Annotated in this window: 17 protein-coding genes and 1 pseudogene; 13 read left to right on the top strand and 5 right to left on the bottom strand. The window is 69.8% G+C overall.

Annotation, left to right across the window (positions count from 1 at the left end; translation table 11 throughout):
• Positions 1-21: 21 nt before the first annotated feature.
• The 4 genes from rpsG to ACFY2B_RS01140 form a co-directional block, all read right to left on the bottom strand.
• Positions 22-492 carry a 30S ribosomal protein S7 gene (gene rpsG / locus ACFY2B_RS01155; protein WP_010354273.1) on the bottom strand — a complete coding sequence of 157 codons (471 nt, stop codon included), beginning with the start codon at positions 490-492 and terminating at the stop codon, positions 22-24.
• 2 nt (positions 493-494) lie between these two features.
• A complete protein-coding gene (rpsL, locus tag ACFY2B_RS01150) occupies positions 495-866 on the bottom strand; it encodes a 30S ribosomal protein S12 (RefSeq protein ID WP_003948652.1) in 372 nt (123 codons plus the stop codon).
• 574 nt (positions 867-1,440) lie between these two features.
• Positions 1,441-1,635, bottom strand: coding sequence for a hypothetical protein (locus ACFY2B_RS01145; protein ID WP_390761054.1), 195 nt, complete (start codon positions 1,633-1,635; stop codon positions 1,441-1,443).
• Positions 1,632-2,480, bottom strand: a complete 849-nt coding sequence (locus ACFY2B_RS01140; RefSeq protein WP_390761053.1) for a hypothetical protein — start codon at positions 2,478-2,480, stop codon at positions 1,632-1,634. Before ACFY2B_RS01140 ends, ACFY2B_RS01145 begins: the two co-directional genes overlap by 4 nt.
• Positions 2,481-2,745: 265 nt before the next feature.
• Here ACFY2B_RS01140 and ACFY2B_RS01135 point away from each other — a divergent pair, with 265 nt between their 5' ends.
• From ACFY2B_RS01135 to ACFY2B_RS01115, 5 genes and pseudogenes are all read left to right on the top strand, one after another.
• Positions 2,746-3,237, top strand: coding sequence for a helix-turn-helix domain-containing protein (locus ACFY2B_RS01135; RefSeq protein WP_376533051.1), 492 nt, complete (start codon positions 2,746-2,748; stop codon positions 3,235-3,237).
• Positions 3,238-3,567: 330 nt separating this feature from the next.
• Positions 3,568-3,981, top strand: a complete 414-nt coding sequence (locus tag ACFY2B_RS01130) for a hypothetical protein (protein ID WP_376533052.1) — start codon at positions 3,568-3,570, stop codon at positions 3,979-3,981.
• A 236-nt stretch (positions 3,982-4,217) separates the two neighbouring features.
• Positions 4,218-4,823, top strand: coding sequence for a phage tail protein (locus ACFY2B_RS01125; RefSeq protein WP_390761052.1), 606 nt, complete (start codon positions 4,218-4,220; stop codon positions 4,821-4,823).
• A gap of 103 nt (positions 4,824-4,926) precedes the next feature.
• Entirely contained in the window at positions 4,927-5,217 is a 291-nt protein-coding gene (locus ACFY2B_RS01120; RefSeq protein ID WP_390761051.1) for a hypothetical protein, read from the top strand.
• A gap of 65 nt (positions 5,218-5,282) precedes the next feature.
• A pseudogene (locus tag ACFY2B_RS01115) lies at positions 5,283-5,529 on the top strand (hypothetical protein); the annotation flags it as partial.
• Between the two features lie 296 nt (positions 5,530-5,825).
• Here the strand turns inward: ACFY2B_RS01115 and ACFY2B_RS01110 are convergent.
• A complete protein-coding gene (locus tag ACFY2B_RS01110; protein WP_390761050.1) occupies positions 5,826-6,638 on the bottom strand; it encodes a hypothetical protein in 813 nt (270 codons plus the stop codon).
• 415 nt (positions 6,639-7,053) lie between these two features.
• On the opposite strand from ACFY2B_RS01110, the gene ACFY2B_RS01105 reads away from it, so the two are divergent.
• The 8 genes from ACFY2B_RS01105 to ACFY2B_RS01070 all read left to right on the top strand — a co-directional run bounded on the left by ACFY2B_RS01105 (position 7,054) and on the right by ACFY2B_RS01070 (position 15,023).
• Positions 7,054-7,251 (top strand): hypothetical protein, encoded by a 198-nt coding sequence (locus ACFY2B_RS01105; RefSeq protein WP_390761049.1) that lies wholly within the window; start codon positions 7,054-7,056, stop codon positions 7,249-7,251.
• Positions 7,252-8,272: 1,021 nt separating this feature from the next.
• On the top strand, positions 8,273-8,986 hold the full coding sequence (locus tag ACFY2B_RS01100) for a hypothetical protein (RefSeq protein WP_390761048.1): 714 nt from the start codon (positions 8,273-8,275) through the stop codon (positions 8,984-8,986).
• 20 nt (positions 8,987-9,006) lie between these two features.
• The gene (locus ACFY2B_RS01095) at positions 9,007-10,203 is read left to right on the top strand and encodes a phage tail protein (protein WP_390761047.1); all 1,197 of its coding nucleotides are present in this window, start codon (positions 9,007-9,009) and stop codon (positions 10,201-10,203) included.
• Positions 10,200-11,483 carry a tape-measure protein gene (locus ACFY2B_RS01090; protein WP_390761046.1) on the top strand — a complete coding sequence of 428 codons (1,284 nt, stop codon included), beginning with the start codon at positions 10,200-10,202 and terminating at the stop codon, positions 11,481-11,483. Before ACFY2B_RS01095 ends, ACFY2B_RS01090 begins: the two co-directional genes overlap by 4 nt.
• Before the next feature lie 103 nt (positions 11,484-11,586).
• Complete coding sequence (locus tag ACFY2B_RS01085; protein ID WP_390761045.1) at positions 11,587-12,507, top strand: phage distal tail protein; 921 nt, start codon at positions 11,587-11,589, stop codon at positions 12,505-12,507.
• Positions 12,508-12,511: 4 nt separating this feature from the next.
• Entirely contained in the window at positions 12,512-13,702 is a 1,191-nt protein-coding gene (locus ACFY2B_RS01080; RefSeq protein ID WP_390761044.1) for a hypothetical protein, read from the top strand.
• Positions 13,687-13,809: a hypothetical protein gene (locus tag ACFY2B_RS01075; protein WP_390761043.1), complete on the top strand. Its 123-nt coding sequence runs from the start codon at positions 13,687-13,689 to the stop codon at positions 13,807-13,809. The genes ACFY2B_RS01080 and ACFY2B_RS01075 overlap by 16 nt, the downstream gene beginning before the upstream one ends.
• Positions 13,806-15,023, top strand: a complete 1,218-nt coding sequence (locus ACFY2B_RS01070; RefSeq protein ID WP_390761042.1) for a hypothetical protein — start codon at positions 13,806-13,808, stop codon at positions 15,021-15,023. Before ACFY2B_RS01075 ends, ACFY2B_RS01070 begins: the two co-directional genes overlap by 4 nt.
• Positions 15,024-15,040: the final 17 nt, after the last annotated feature.

The following is a 15,040-nucleotide window of genomic DNA, read 5'->3' as shown; positions in this document are numbered from 1 at the left end:
CGGTTCTCGATGGGGTAGCGACTACCAGCGGTAGTGCGCGAAGGCCTTGTTGGACTCGGCCATCTTGTGCGTGTCCTCGCGCTTCTTCACCGCGGCACCGAGGCCGTTGGAGGCGTCGAGGAGCTCGTTCAGCAGGCGCTCGGTCATGGTCTTCTCGCGCCGGGCGCGGGAGTAACCGACCAGCCAGCGCAGCGCCAGGGTGTTGGCACGGCCGGGCTTGACCTCGATCGGGACCTGGTAGGTGGCGCCACCGACACGGCGGGACTTGACCTCAAGGGTCGGCTTGATGTTCTCAAGGGCGCGCTTCAGCGTGATGATCGGGTCGTTGCCCGTCTTCTCGCGCAGGCCCTCCATGGCGCCGTAGACGATGCGCTCGGCGGTGGAGCGCTTGCCGTTCATCAGCACCTTGTTGATCAAGGAGGTCACCAGAGGGGAGGCGTAAACCGGGTCGATGATGACCGGGCGCTTCGGGGCGGGGCCCTTACGAGGCATTCTTACTTCTCCTTCTTGGCGCCGTAACGGCTGCGGGCCTGCTTGCGGTTCTTGACACCCTGGGTGTCGAGGGAGCCTCGGATGATCTTGTACCGAACACCCGGCAGGTCCTTCACACGGCCGCCGCGCACGAGCACGATGGAGTGCTCCTGCAGGTTGTGTCCCTCACCCGGAATGTAAGCGGTGACCTCGATCCCGCTGGTCAGGCGCACACGTGCGACCTTACGCAGGGCCGAGTTCGGCTTCTTCGGGGTGGTCGTGAACACACGCGTGCAGACGCCACGGCGCTGAGGAGAACCCTCAAGTGCGGGCGTCTTGTTCTTCTCGACCTTGTCCTGCCGGCCCTTGCGGACCAGCTGCTGGATCGTAGGCACTACTTCTCCGGTTTCTGTGTGCCGATAGGTACTACTAACCTGGAACATCTCCGACCCACGCGGTCGGGTGTGTCGAATCCCGCAGCTCCCCGCCGCGAGGCGAAAAGGACGCAGATTACGGTGGCCGATGTCGGCTCGCCACGCGGTTGTAGGCACGCAGGAGAGCCAGGGCACACCCCAGGCACAAGGTCTGAGCGTACCCAGCGCTTTCGCTGCGGTCAAAACAAATGCGCGTCACGCGCACCGCGGCGCCGGGCGTGTCAAGCCTCCACCCCGTAGATGATCTACGAATCGGTGATCCGCGCACGTCGCAGACCGTTCCGCAATCGTCGCCCGGCGTTTCACCGTACGACGGGGAACGACCATCGTCGAATGCTCCGGCTGCCGCCGAATACGAGGACGACCCCTATACAGCAGGGCCTCCGTGCAGTAAAGGGCCGAATCCGGAGGGGCGGGGCGGGGAGGAGAGCCGGCGGGGAAGAGAGTCGGCGAGGCCGTAGAGACGAGGCCGTAGGGATGGGGGCGAACGGCCCCGGCCCCTACGACTCCGACGACCCCTACCACCCCTCGAAGATCACCGCGGGGCGCGGCGGGCCGCGGCGCGCTCCGCCGCGAAGACGTCCTCCAGGCGGAACAGCGCCGCACGGCCCGCCTTGCCCGCGGCCTTGAGGTGGCCCAGCTGGACCCATTTGCGGATGGTGGCCGGTGCGACACCGGCCTCCCGGGCGGCGAGGGCTCCGGGAATCAGCGTCGGCTGCTCGGCCCTCACCGGCGGCTCCACTCCCCCTCGCTCCAGGTGTGCCGGTAGGCCGGGTCGTCGTGGCAGCCGCAGTCGGGCACCGGGCAGCGGCAACCGGGGTTGACGCAGAGGACGGCGGCGCGGTCCGGGAAGGCCCGCAGCGAGACGGAGTCGCACCAGGGGCAGCGGCCGGAGACCCGTACGACGGTCTCGGTGTCACCGAGCGCACGGGCGCACCGCCGGGCCATCCGGCGGGTCTCGTCCCGTACGTGCGCGGCGAGTACGGCGTCGGCGCCCACGTCGCCGAGCAGGGCCGCGATCCGGCGCAGCCGTTCGGGCACGGAAGCGCGGCGCGCACGCGGCAGCCCGAGCCGGTCCCGCACGGCTTCCTCCAACTCGACCACGCCGTCGGTGATGTCCCGGATGGTGTCGGAGACGTGCAGGCGCAAGGGGGCCGCGCTGTGGCCGGGGGCGACGAGTCCGTGCCGTTGCTGGAGGAGCAGCGCCTCCGCGCGTTCCTCGCGGAGCCGGTCGGCCGGGGCGGCCGGGGGCGGGGCGGCCGGGCGGTGGGCCGGGGTGGCGCGGCCCGGGGCGAGTTCGGCGGACAGCTCGGGGAACTGCCGGACGAGCAGGGCGATCCAGAGGGCGGCGCGCTCGGTGGCGTCCGGGGAGTCCGAAACGCCCGGCGAATCAGGGAAGTCCGGGGAGTTGAGCGAACGTGAGGGGGCCGCGGGGTCGGGGGAATGGAGCGAGTGCGAGAGGGCCGGGGGGTCCGGGCACGGCCGGCCCTGCGGCTCGTTGCGGGGACGGGTGACCTGGCCCGGCTGGACCGTCGTTCTCGGATGGGGTGGTGGGCACGGGCCGGTGACGGACACGGGACCTCCCTCTCGGTCGTGTGGGGTGAGACGTGCGGCGCGCACGGTGGGACAGGTGTGACGCAGGTGCTTCACTTTTTCAGATTGCGCGCGCGCTCGCAACAAAACGTCACGCAGGAAGCCCCCAACACCCCTCAACCACCGCCCCCTTACACCGAATCACCCTTCAATGCGACGATTTTTTGCACAGCTTCCACGGGACATGCATAATTCCGTGCGCGCAAGCAAGCTAAACTGCCCTCCTCCAAAGGAAGCGAGCACTCAGATGACCAGCCGGGATCTGGACGCGTTCGCCGCTTGGGTCGAGGACCTGGTGCGCGACCGCGGCTACGACATCGACAGCCCGCGCGGCGGCGGCAAGTCGCGCCTCGCGGACGAGGCGGGGGTGCATCGCGCCGCCGTCACCCGCCTGCTCCAGCGGCAGAGCATGCCGGACCTGGAAACCACGCGCCGGCTCGCCCGGGTGCTCGGGGTACCGGTCCGCGAGATGCTCATCCGCTCCGGCCGGCTCACGGCCGAGGAACTGGCCGAGCCGCACGATTACTTGACCTCCCCCGCGTCCGGCGCGGACCTGGGCCGCCGCCCCACCCTGGAGGAGGTCGCCGACCTGCTGGGGGTGCCGGACGACCGGCGGGAGATGTTCGTCCGCGTGGTCGAGCAGTTCCTGCCGAACGGCGAACCGGCCGGCGACCACGCCGCCGAGGACGCGCGGGTACCGGAGGAAGCGGTCACCGGGTCGTCCCACACCGCCGACTGACCGCCGGCCGCCCCGTGCCCGGCTCCACCCCCGCGCCCCTGGGGGCAGCGCCTCCCTGAATCCCCGATTCCCCGGATCCCCGGATCCCCGAAGCGACCTCCCCGCCCCCTCCCGTTCCCTCTCCCCGCTCTCACCTCGCGCCTCCGCCCGTTCGGGCCTCCTGACGCGCCTCTCGGCAGAACTCCGCAGAACTCCTCCGCGATTTTAGTTGCGTGCGCGCACGATCCTCTGTCACAGTTGGTGCAGCGGCGGAGCTGTGCCCGCAGGCCGGCCGCACACTGGCTCGTCGCGTCCTGCACGCCCTCCCGAAGCTGCCACGAGGTGACCGGCATGACCACACCCACCCCACCGAGCACGTTCCCGGACGTCGAGGCCATGGTCGTCGACATCCTGGACGACGATCCGAGGCTTTCCGGCGCGCTCGTCACCGTCCAGGCGCCGCCGGGCTTCGACGGCACGGCCCCCGCCGTGTTCGTCAACCGGCGCGGCGGCGCCTGGGTCGGCGAACGCCACGTCGACCAGCCGCTGATCGAGCTGGAGGTGTACGGCCCGACCAAGCACGCCGCACACGTCCTGGCCAACGACGCCCGCCAGATCCTGCTCTCCGCGGCGGGCAACCGGTACGGCACGAACCTCATCACGGAGGTCGAGGAACAGGACGGCCCGCGCTGGCTGCCCGACTACCTCTACTCCGCGGCCAACCGCTACGTCACCGTGATCAAGGTGTTCGTGGACGTCTACTGACGGCCGTACGCACGTCGTACCCGCCGGCCGCACGGAGCGTCGTACCCGCCCCGCCCGAGCGGCGCGTCCCACGCCCCACGCGCCGCTCCCACAGACCGAAGGCCCCGCCACCCCGGCGGGGCCTTCGCCGTACCCGGGCCACCGCGTACGGCAGCACCACCGCACCACACACAGGCACCACGCACGCACCACCCACACCACACACACCACGAACGACCACAAGGAGAACCACCACCATGGCAGGAACCAACTCGTCCGAGATCCGGATCGCCGGCGTAGGCCGCCTCTACGTGGCCAAGGCCGACACCGACATCCCGACGACCTTCGGCCCCGACACCGCCACCGACTGGGCGCAGTGGACGGACCTGGGCTTCACCTCCGGCGACGGCGTCACCTTCAGCAAGAAGGACAAGCTGGAGCCGGTCGACGTGTGGCAGGCCGTCAGCCCGGTGCACTTCGTGTACTCGGACCGCGACCTGACCCTGAAGTTCTCGCTGATGCAGTTCAACAAGGACACGCTGCCGTTCTTCATGGGCGGCGGTTCGGCGGAGGCGCTGACCACTCCGACGGGTGTCTACAAGTACGACATCGCCGACCGGCCGTACGCCGACGCGCGCGCCCTCGGCCTGGAGTTCACGGACCGGACGGCCGACGGCGCCGACGTCACCTACCGCTTCGGCATCAAGCGCGGCCAGGTCACGGCGGCGGACGACATCAAGCTGGCCCGCAAGGCCGCGGCCCAGCTCGGCGTCACCTTCACCGCGATGGCCAATGCCGACGGCTCGGCGCTGGCCAGCTTCGTGATGAAGGACGCCGCGTACGCCGGTTCCGCCGCGTCCTGACCCGCCGGGGTGGGACGGGCACCCCGCCTGTCCCACCCCTGGCCCCGCACCACCCGACTTCTTCCGTTCCGCACGTCCTTCTTCATGAGGAGTACGCATCACCATGGCCCGTTTCGACGTCAACGCAGCCCGCGCCCAGCGCCTCGAAGCCCTCGGCCGCACCTGGTCGTTCGAGCTGGACGACGAGAGCTTCACCCTGCCCACGGAGCTGAGCCGCGCCACCGCGAAGGCGCTGCGCAGGCTCGACGACAACGACGTGGACGGGCTGCTCGCGCTGCTCCTGGGCGAGAAGCAGTTCACGCGCTTCGAACAGCACGACATCACCATGCAGGACATCGCCGCCATCCTGGAGGCCTACGGCAAGGAGACCGGGCTCGGCCTGGGGGAAGGCTGAGCCTCGTCGGGTTCGTCGACGAACACGCCGAGGCCCTCGAAGCGGACCTGCTCCGCTACTACGGCATCGACCTGCTCGACTGGCACCGCGAGACGCTGTCCGCACGGCGGCTCGCGGTGCTGGTCAAGCATCTTCCGCGGGACAGCGCCCTGAACCGGGAGCTGCACGGGGAGGCCGCCGAGTGGTCGGTGTCCGATCATCTGCTGGCCGCCGCCGTGGACCATCTGGCGGCGGCGAACTGGATGTTCGCGTGCGTCAACTCGGAGGAGGGCGACCAGCCGGAGCCGCCGGCTCCGGTGCCGCGTCCGTCGTACGACGGTCCGTCGGACGACGCCGGGACCGACGAGGCGGACAGGGCGGACGCGGCCGGCACGTCCGGCGTGGCCGAGGTTTCCGGCAGGGCCGGGGCTCGCGGCATGGCCGGGGCGACTCGACCTCCGGTGGCCGAGCCGGGTCCCGGCTCGGACTCGGACTCGCCGGGGTTCGGATCCGCGCCGTCCGCGGCACAGCTGGCCCGGTTCTTCAGCTGAGCACACCGGCCCGTCGCCTCCTTATACGCGAAGCGCGCCGCCCGGCGGACACCGCACGCCCCCATCGGCCCGGCCGGTCTACTCGTCCCGGCGCCGATCGGGGGCCCGGCCCTCCAGTTCGTCCGCGAGCGCACGGGCCTTGTCCGAGAGCCGGGTCCGTTCCTCACTCCGACGACCGGCCGGACCGGTCGGCTCCTGCTCCGGCCGGTCCGGCGGTTCCGCCCTGCGCCCCTTGTCCCGTCCGTTGGCAACGTTGCCGACGTTCCCGACATTGCCGACGCTGCCGGCCGCGTCCTGCGGCCTGGTCAGCGGAGGCACACTGGGCCGCCCGTTGCGCCGTACGACCGTGCGCCGTCCGGCGGCGGGCACCGCACGCTTCTCGCGCACCTCACGGGCGGACAGCAGGAAGTCGGACCCGGGCCCAACGTCCACGGCGGCCACGGCGTCCCCGTCGACCAAGGCGTCCTCGGACGCGGAACCGACTCCGAGAGCGGGCGCGGGCAACGGCGCCCCGTCCGCCACCGACCGCTCCCGCTCCCCGCGCCGCTCTACTCGCGTCACTTCAGGCGGCGGCCGCAGAAGTTGGACATAGGGCAGGGGAATGACCTCGCCGCCGCCATCGGACAGCCGCTCGCTCTCGGGCCCGCGCGACAAGCGCGGTCGGCGACCGCTACGACCGTCCTCCTGCCCCTGCACATAGGCGGCGGTGATCCGCTGCTCGTACGCCCGCCGGACGGCCGGAAGCTGCTCGTCGACCACATCGGCCCAGCCCGCGCTGTAGGCGGCCATCTCCCGCCGGTCGAGTTCACCGCGCGGCATGATGACGAGATCGTCGGGCTCGTAACCGAGACGAAGCACCAGCTCGGAGACACGGGCGATGAGATGCGGCAAGTCAGGGGCTTGTTCAAGCCAGTCGATCACGTGCCTCTGCCGCGCGTTGCTCGCGTCCCCGTCCACCCCATCGGCCTTGCTCTCGTCCCTGCCCCGTCGCGCCCCCACGCGAGGACGGCTGCCCTGCCGCCGCCCACCGTCGTATGACAGGCCCTCAGACTCCCTACCAGGCCGTGTCATTCACCTTTCTACTGACCAACGGCAGAACGGCCGGATCTTACTCCACGGATCTGACACAACCTTCACTGGATCCCGCATCACCGCAGGTCGGGAACGCGAGGCCGAGGAGCGTGCTCGACAAACACGGACCGGCACCACAGGATTACTCGTACACTAGTTCGAACCGACGCTTCGAACGCTCCAGGAGCGCCACCTGCACCACCAGACCAGCGGACAGACCGGAAAGCAGGCCGACATGGCGACAGGCACGAGCAACTCCCCGCACCAGCCGATCGACGCGTACACCCGCCTCGCCCACCTCCTGCGCTCCCCCGCACCCAACCGCGAGGCCCTGCTGGACCGGCTGTACGAGGAAGTGCTCACCCGGGAGTCGCGGGCCTACGCGGCGGGCTGGGCGGACGCCCTGACGGAGGCCCGCCGGAGCCGGCCGTAGCCCGGACCGCTCACACCACGAACGTGCACCACCCCTACCTCTCACCACCCCCGTCCGGTGCCACCCCCCACCGCCGCGACACCGCCTCGACGAGCCGCAGCCCCCGCCCCCCGCCCCCGCCCTCATCAGGTCATCTCCCGCAGGCAGTTCGGGCACCCGCTCGGGCGCGCGGTCGAACACCACCACCCGGAGCAGCGCCGGCACGTATCGCTGCCGCGCCCGCATCGCCAACTCCAGCCCGGCGAGCCCGTCCCCCGTGCCGCACGGCGTTGGCACACAACACTCACCCACGGCAAGTTCGACGGAGTCCGCCGCAACTCAAACTCCGACAGTGCAGAATCCGGCGCCGCGTCCGATCAGGCCGACGATGAAGGGCAACCTCTTCGGCCTGCTCATCGCCTTTGCACCTGACGTGTCACGGAGCCTTTCCGTCGTTGTTCGCACATCGAGCCAGTCTTTTGCCCAGGCGTCGAGAACCTCCGCCCCCGGACTGGTGATCCGGACCGGCAGACGTGTACTCATAAAATTCTGCCCGCACCGCCCCGTCCGGCAGACGCACATCGAAGTACATTCGGTCATTCGGCCCGCTCGCATATTCCGCACGCCCGAAGACCGCTTCTCCTTCGGCACCGCGATTCTTCAGCGCGCTACAGACGCCGGGAAGTCCTCCGCCTCTAGAGCGCAAGAAGGTATACGCAGAGCCCCAAACCCAGCACGCCCAGCCCCGAACATAGCGCGACAAGCTTGGGCCGCGGCGGGTATGTCGAGTCATTCCGACCACGTTCCCACATCGCGAAGGATGCGAAGAAAGAAAGGCCGGAAATCAAAAAGACCCCCACCGAAATAAAGAAGTACCAGACCCTCATGCCTCCCCCTTCCGTTCACATGAGCCGACGCAACCTTACGGGAGGAGCACGATCCAAACAAGAGCGAAATTACCCCATAACGCCACCTAATATCGCTCGCTTTAGGGACATTAGGCGCACTTCAAAGGCACTTGCCCCCGAGAAGGAGACAGCCCATGGGGAAGCACACCACGGATGAGGTGTACGACAAGCTGACAGATGTCGAGCAGCGGCTCGACAACAGCTCCAAGTCCGCCCTCACAACCTCACATTTCGATCAAACGATCAGCGACCTCAAGGTAACGATTCAGAACGGGGTGAAGAAAAAAGAAGAAGATGAAAAGCAGAAATGGGAGGACATCGTCAAAGAAATGTCCCCCGTAAAGGAGTTCCTCGCCGTCGTCAAAGGCGATGACCTTTTCACCAAGATTATCCTCATGGTCACCGCCGGCACAGTAGCTATCGGGGTCATCACCGGCCTCGTGTCGAAGGTCAAGGAACTGACCCTCGCGTTCACGGGACGCACACGAACGTTGGGCATCATCGGGAGCGTGCGACCGGAATCCGCACAGCAACGAAGGTTCTTCGGCCAGGACCCACAAGGGCGTTGGGGAATGCGATCGGAGGAGGAGCAGCCCCAACAACCCAATCTCCCCTCGGTCGAGGAGATCAACGGCGTCAAGGAGGCGATCAGTCACCTCAACGCCGAAGTCGGCACCTATCGCACCAAGGTACGCGGACTCGCCACGCCACGCGCCATGCGCCAGATGGCCTCCGCGGCCAAGAAGTTGGAGAGCGCGGCGAAGAAGCACCAGTCCATCGACACACTCGCCGGCTCGATCCGTGACCTCAACACGGAAATGCGCACTCTGGCCCAGACCGCCGGCTGACCAACGCCGAGGAGACAAGCATGAGCCTCGTCAGTTCACTGAAGAAGGCGTCCGGTTCCCTCCAGGACTTCAAGTCCAAGGCCACCGGGGCCGGCACCGCCGCGAAGCAGCTCGGCACCTCCGGTCAGAAGGGCGCCGGGCAGCTCAAGAGCCTCAAGTCGGCCGCTCAGGACTCCGAGAAGGGGCTGAAGGACCTCAAGTCCGCCTCCGACAAGGCGGAGAAGTCCATCGGGAAGGCCGGCAAGACCGGCTCCAGCGCGGGGAAGAACCTCGGCACGTACGAGTCCGGGGCGAGCAAGGCGGCCAAGGGCCAGGACAAGATGAACAAGTCGATGAAGGGCAACTTCTTCGGCCTGCTCATGCAGCTCCTGGCGCCGCTCATCCAGAAGGTCGTCGACATGGCGACCCAGTCGAAGACCATGCAGAAGGTCCTGAAGCAGGCATTCGACGTCATCAAGACCGTGATCAGCACCGTCATGAAGGCCGTCGGGCCGATCATGCAGAACGCCGCCAAGCTGATCAAGTCGGTCTGGAACGGCATCAAGACGGCGATCTCCAACGTCGTCAAGGCGGTCGCCACGGTCATCAAGACCTACGTCAACACCTGGAAGAAGGTCATCAGCACCGCGTTGAACGCGATCAAGACGGTCGTCTCCAGCGTGTGGAAGGGCGTCAAGGCCGTCATCTCGCCGGTCGTCAATTGGGTGAAGTCCTCGATCCCCAACGCCTTCCAGGCCGTCAAGAACAAGCTGTCCAGCATCTGGGGCGGCCTCAAGGGCATCGCGAGCAACGCCTTCAACGGCATCAAGAACGCCGTCCGGAGCCCGATCAACGGCGTCATCGGCATCATCAACTCCGCGATCGCCGCCCTCAACCGGATCCACGTCTCCATTCCGGGCTGGGTCCCGATGGTCGGCGGCAAGTCCTTCGGCGTCAGCCTGCCGAGGATCCCCGCGCTGGCCACCGGCGGTGTCATCATGCCCCGCTCCGGCGGTGTCCCGGCGATCCTCGCCGAGGCCGGTGAGGCCGAGGCCGTACTGCCGCTCAGCAAGCTCGACCGGCTGCTCAGGGCGGCGGCCTCGCGCGGTCGGGCGTATGCCGGGGTCTCCGGTGGCGACGGCAACGCGCTGCACATCGAGCACTACTACGCCGCCGAGACCAGCAGCCCGCAGCGCACCGCCGACGCGCTGATGTTCCTGGCGAAGGCCCGCGGATGAGTACCGCGCCCGGTGCTGTTCCGGCCGATCCGATCGGTGCCCTCCTTCCCGCCGTACGCTCCCTGGGTTCGCGGGCCGCACAGAACGTCACCGCCCTGCGCTCGGTCACCGGCCGCTTCAAGGACGCTGTCACCGGCATCAACCGACTCGCCTCGGCCGCCGCCCAGGCTGCCGAAGCCGTACGGCAGACCAAGGCGCATGCCGAGACGGCCGCCCGTTCCGTCGCTCGGACGGCGCGGACCGCCACCACGGCGGCGGGCGGGGTGAAGTCCTTCAAGACCGGTGCCAAGGGAGCCGGCTCGAAGCTCGGCATCCTGCTGACCGGCCTCGGCGGCCTCATGTCCCTGATCCTCAGCCAGGGAGATCCGGCCGGTCCACTGGGCACCCTCCTCGCCGCCTTCGGCACCGCCATGACCATCGGCTCCGGCGTGCTGCTCGTCATCAACGCACTGACCCGCGCGAGCCCCGTCGGCTTCGTCACCGGGCTGCTCCTGCCGGTGGCCGGCTGGCTGATCGATCTCGCGGTGAACTCGGAGACCGGGCAGCGGATCATCGACCAGCTCGCCACGCTGATCCTCCAGTACGTCCAGGGCTACCTGGCCGTCCTCGCCCCGATCCTCCAGGCCATCGCGGGCGCGGTGAACACCTACGTCACCGGCTACCTCACGGTGATCACCGCGGCGCTCACCACCATCAGCGCCCTCATCGGCACCGCCTTCGCCGTCGCCAAAGCCCTGGCCACCGGTGACACCCACGCCCTCAGCGGCAAGGTGTCGGCCGTCTGGCGCGGGCTCAAGGACGCCGTACGGCCGGTGGTGGACTGGATCACCCAGGACATCCCCCGCGGGTTCACCCGGATCAAGGAAGCCACCTCCGGCACCCTGCGCGCGATGGGGCAGTTCGTCACCACCGGCGCGCAGTCCGTCGCCGGAGTGATCAAGGGCCCGTTCCAGGGGCTCGTCGCCTTCGCGAACTGGGTGATCGACGGGCTGAACAAGCTCAGCTTCAGCTTCCTCGGCAAGAAGTTCGGCGTGCACCTCAGCAAGATCCCGATGCTCGCGCAGGGCGGGATCGCCGTTCCCGGCGCCGCCCCCAGGACCGGGAAGGTTCTGTCCCTCGACGACCTGGAGCGCCGGCGGGCGGTGGCCCGCAGGCAGCGCAGCGCCAACGCCTCCCCACACCGGTACCAGGTCAAGGAGTTCCACGAGAGCCACGGTGCCGGCGCCCACGCCACCGCGACGGACCTGCTGTTCCTGGCCTCCGCGCACGCCGGCGCATGACCGGCACCCGGCGACGCCGACGCACGCCCGGCACCCGCCCACCTCGGCCGGCACCAGCCACCGACACCCGCCCCCGCACCCCACGAAGTGAGGTGAAGGCCCCATGGCCGACCTGACCCCAACCGCATACACCGACGACGTTCCCCCCGGCTCACTCATCACCCGCGACGGGCAGATGCAGTGGGCCGGACTGCTGATGGGCCCCGGCACCGCGTACGAGATCGGCAGTGACGGGCTCACCGGCTGGGAGGACCTGCCCGACTACGACACCACCGACGCCGACCACCCCACCGCGCACGGCGCCTGGCCGGGTGCCCGCTACGCCAAGCCCCGCAAGGTCGGCGGCACGGTGTGGAGCGTACCGGCGGCCGACGACACCGCCTCCTCCCTCACCGTGACGCGCGTCCTGCGCCAGGCCCTGCTGCTCGGCGACGCCGAGCGCTGGCTGGCGGTGCGGCTGCACGGCGAGACCCTGGCCGTCCGGGCACGGGTCAGCCAGCGGGTGCTGGCGGCCGACCGGACGTACACCACGCAGGGCGTCGCCAAGGCGTCCGTGCAGTGGTACGCCACCGACCCGCGCCGCTACGCCGTCGGCGAGCAGAGCGCGGTCACCGGCGGCCCGCAGCCGGAGAGCGGCCTGACCTGGCCGCTGATCTGGCCGCTGTACTGGGGCGAGACCGCTTCCACCGGTGACGTCGACGCCGACAACAACGGTTCGGCGCCGACGCACCCGGTGCTGACCTTCACCGGCCCGTGCGCCAACCCCACGGTGACCGACCGCACGTCGGGCCGCAGGCTGCGCTACGAGATCGGGCTCGCCACCGGTGACGAGCTGGTCGTGGACACCGCCGCCGGGACCGTCACGCTCAACGGCACCGCCTCCCGCCGCCACACCGCCGCGGGCGACAGCAGCCCCGAGGAGCTGTTCGCCTTCGAACCCGGCCGGGCCCGGCTCGCGTACCGCCCGGACAGCTACGGCTCCGGCGCGCGGCTCCAGGTCCGCTGGCGCTCGGCGGAGTGGTGACGCCATGACCGTACGAGCGTCCTGGCTCACCGACACCGGGCAGACCAGGGAGGACACCCGGCTCGGTCTGTCGGGTCTGCTGACCGTCAACGCGGGCGCGGCGGAGAACATCCCGCTCAAGGGGCGCGGCGGCATCGTCCCGGGCGGGTTCGAACTCAGCGGCGGCCCCGGGACGATGACGTTCACGATCGGGGTGGGCCGTGCCTTCGTGCAGGGCGGCCGGCTGCTCCAGGGCGTCTACCCGGTGGTGGTGACCGACACCGAGACCTTCACCGTGCCGGACGGCGACGCCCTGTACAGCCGGATCGATCTCGTCGAACTGGCCGTCAAGGACGACCCGTACGACAGCACCCACGCCACGGAGGCGGTGATCCGCCTGGTCGTGGGCGCCCCCGCGGCCACGCCGACCGTGCCGAACAGCCCCGACGGCACCGCCCTGCCGCTCTACCGGATCCTGGTACCGGCCGGCGCCTCGGCCGGGACCAAGCCGCTCGACTGGACGACGGCGGTCACCAACCTGCGCTACGCGACCGCCGCGCTCGGCGGGATCGTCCCGGCCAGCGGCTTCAACGGCGCCTACGCCGGCCAGTACCGGGACACCCCGGGCACCTTCCAGCGCTGGGACGGCACCACCTGGGTGTCGTACCCGAAGGCAGTGGGCGGTATCGCCCCGGCCGGCGCGCTGACCAGCGGGAGTTACGTCGGCCAGTACCAGGAGAACGCCGCCGGGCTGCTCCAGCGCTGGGACGGCGCGGCCTGGCAGTACGCGGACGGACGCTCGAAGATCCTGCTGAGCGTCGAGCAGAGCACGACGCAGTCCGTGGCCAACAACACCTGGACCCAGATCACCCTGTCCACCGTCGACGTGGACGACGTCGGCGGCTGGTCCGGGCCGAACGCGTACACCGTGTCCCGGACCGGCTGGTGGCGGGTCACCGGCAGCGTCACCTGGACCGGGGAACCCACCGGCTCGCGCGGCGCCCGGATCGCCCAGAACGGCTCCGGTGTGCCCCGCGCCACCTGGCTGGTCGGCGCCGGACCGGGCGCGACCAGCGTCGGCGGCAGCGTCCTCCTCAAGTGCGCGGCCGGCGACAGGCTCGCGCTGTACGGGATGCAGAACTCGGGCGCCGCCCTCACCACGCTCGGCGGTTCCGGCTACGCCACCAGTCTCACGGCCGAATGGCTCCGCTCCTGAACCGGCCCGCGACCCTCGTCGTACCCCCGCCCGCCTCCCGCCGCAAGTCCGCCCGCACCACCGCCCACGACTCCACCCGCACCACGACGAAGGAGACCCGCACATGAACCTGCGCAGCGCATGGGTGGCGCAGACCGGCCAGACCCGCGAGGACACCCGGCTCACCCAGACCGGCGCGACCACCCCAGCCAATCCGCTGGAGGTCCGCTCCGGCATCCTGCCCGGGTCCTACGACGGCCTGTCCCGCCTGTCCGGCTTCTGGATGGAGGGCGCTCCGGGCGCCATGACGGCAGTCGTCCACGAGGGGCGGGCCGTCGTCCAGGCGGGCCCCGGCCAGGGCGCCTACCCGGTCACCCTGCCCGAACCGACACCCCTCACCTTCGCCGACGGCGAGGCGAACCCCCGGATCGACCTCGTCGTCCTGAAGATCAGCGACTCGCAGTACGACAACTCCGAGGAGACCGGGGCCGGAGCCACGCTGGAGATCGTCAAGGGCGCGTCGGACGCCACTCCGGTCCCGCCCGTCGCCCCGGCCATCGGCCTGCCGATCTACCAGGTCCGGGTCGGCGCGGGGATCAGCGCCGGCAAGGGCGGGATCAACTGGAGCACCGACGTCACCGATCTGCGCACGCCGACGGTCGCCGTCGGCGGCATCCTGCCGGTCTACGGCGAGACCGGCAACGGCTCCTACCCGGGGCAGTACCGCGACTCCGGCGGCGCGCTCCAGCGCTGGGACGGCTCGGCGTGGGTGTCGTACCCGAGCGCCCTGGGCGGCATCGCACCGGCCGGCACGGTCGCCACGGCCAGCTACACCGGCCAGTACCGGGACTCGTCCGCCGGGCTGCTGCAACGCTGGAACGGCACGGCGTGGGTGTCGTACCAGCCGGTACCCACCTGGACCGACTACACGCCGAAGTGGGGCGTCGAGGCGGGCACCGCGCCCACGATCGGCAACGGCACGATCGCCGGGTCGTACGTGAAGACGGGCACGGTCGTCCACGTCCGGATCTATCTGAAGATCGGTTCGACGACCAACCTGTCCGCCCAGGGCACCGACTGGACGTTCTCGCTGCCCGTCGCCCCGGTCTCCACCGCGTGGAAGCTGGACGGGCGGGTGCTGAGCGTCCAGGCGTACGACTCCTCGGAACCGACGATGTTCTACCAGGGCACCGCGCTGCTCTCGACGACGGGCGGCGGCATCGTCCGCTCGCTGCGCGACACCCTGAAGATCAGCAACGGCATCTGGGACAAGGTGCTGCCCTTCACCTGGGCCACGGGGGACGTGCTGTCCATCCACGGAACCTACGAGTCCGCTTCCTGAGCGCAACGGTGCGCGTT

This window comes from Streptomyces sp. NPDC001270 (assembly GCF_042896695.1).
GTDB lineage: Bacteria > Actinomycetota > Actinomycetes > Streptomycetales > Streptomycetaceae > Streptomyces.
The sequence above is the reverse complement of the archived record's forward strand: the minus strand, read 5'-3'. Positions and strand labels throughout refer to the sequence as shown.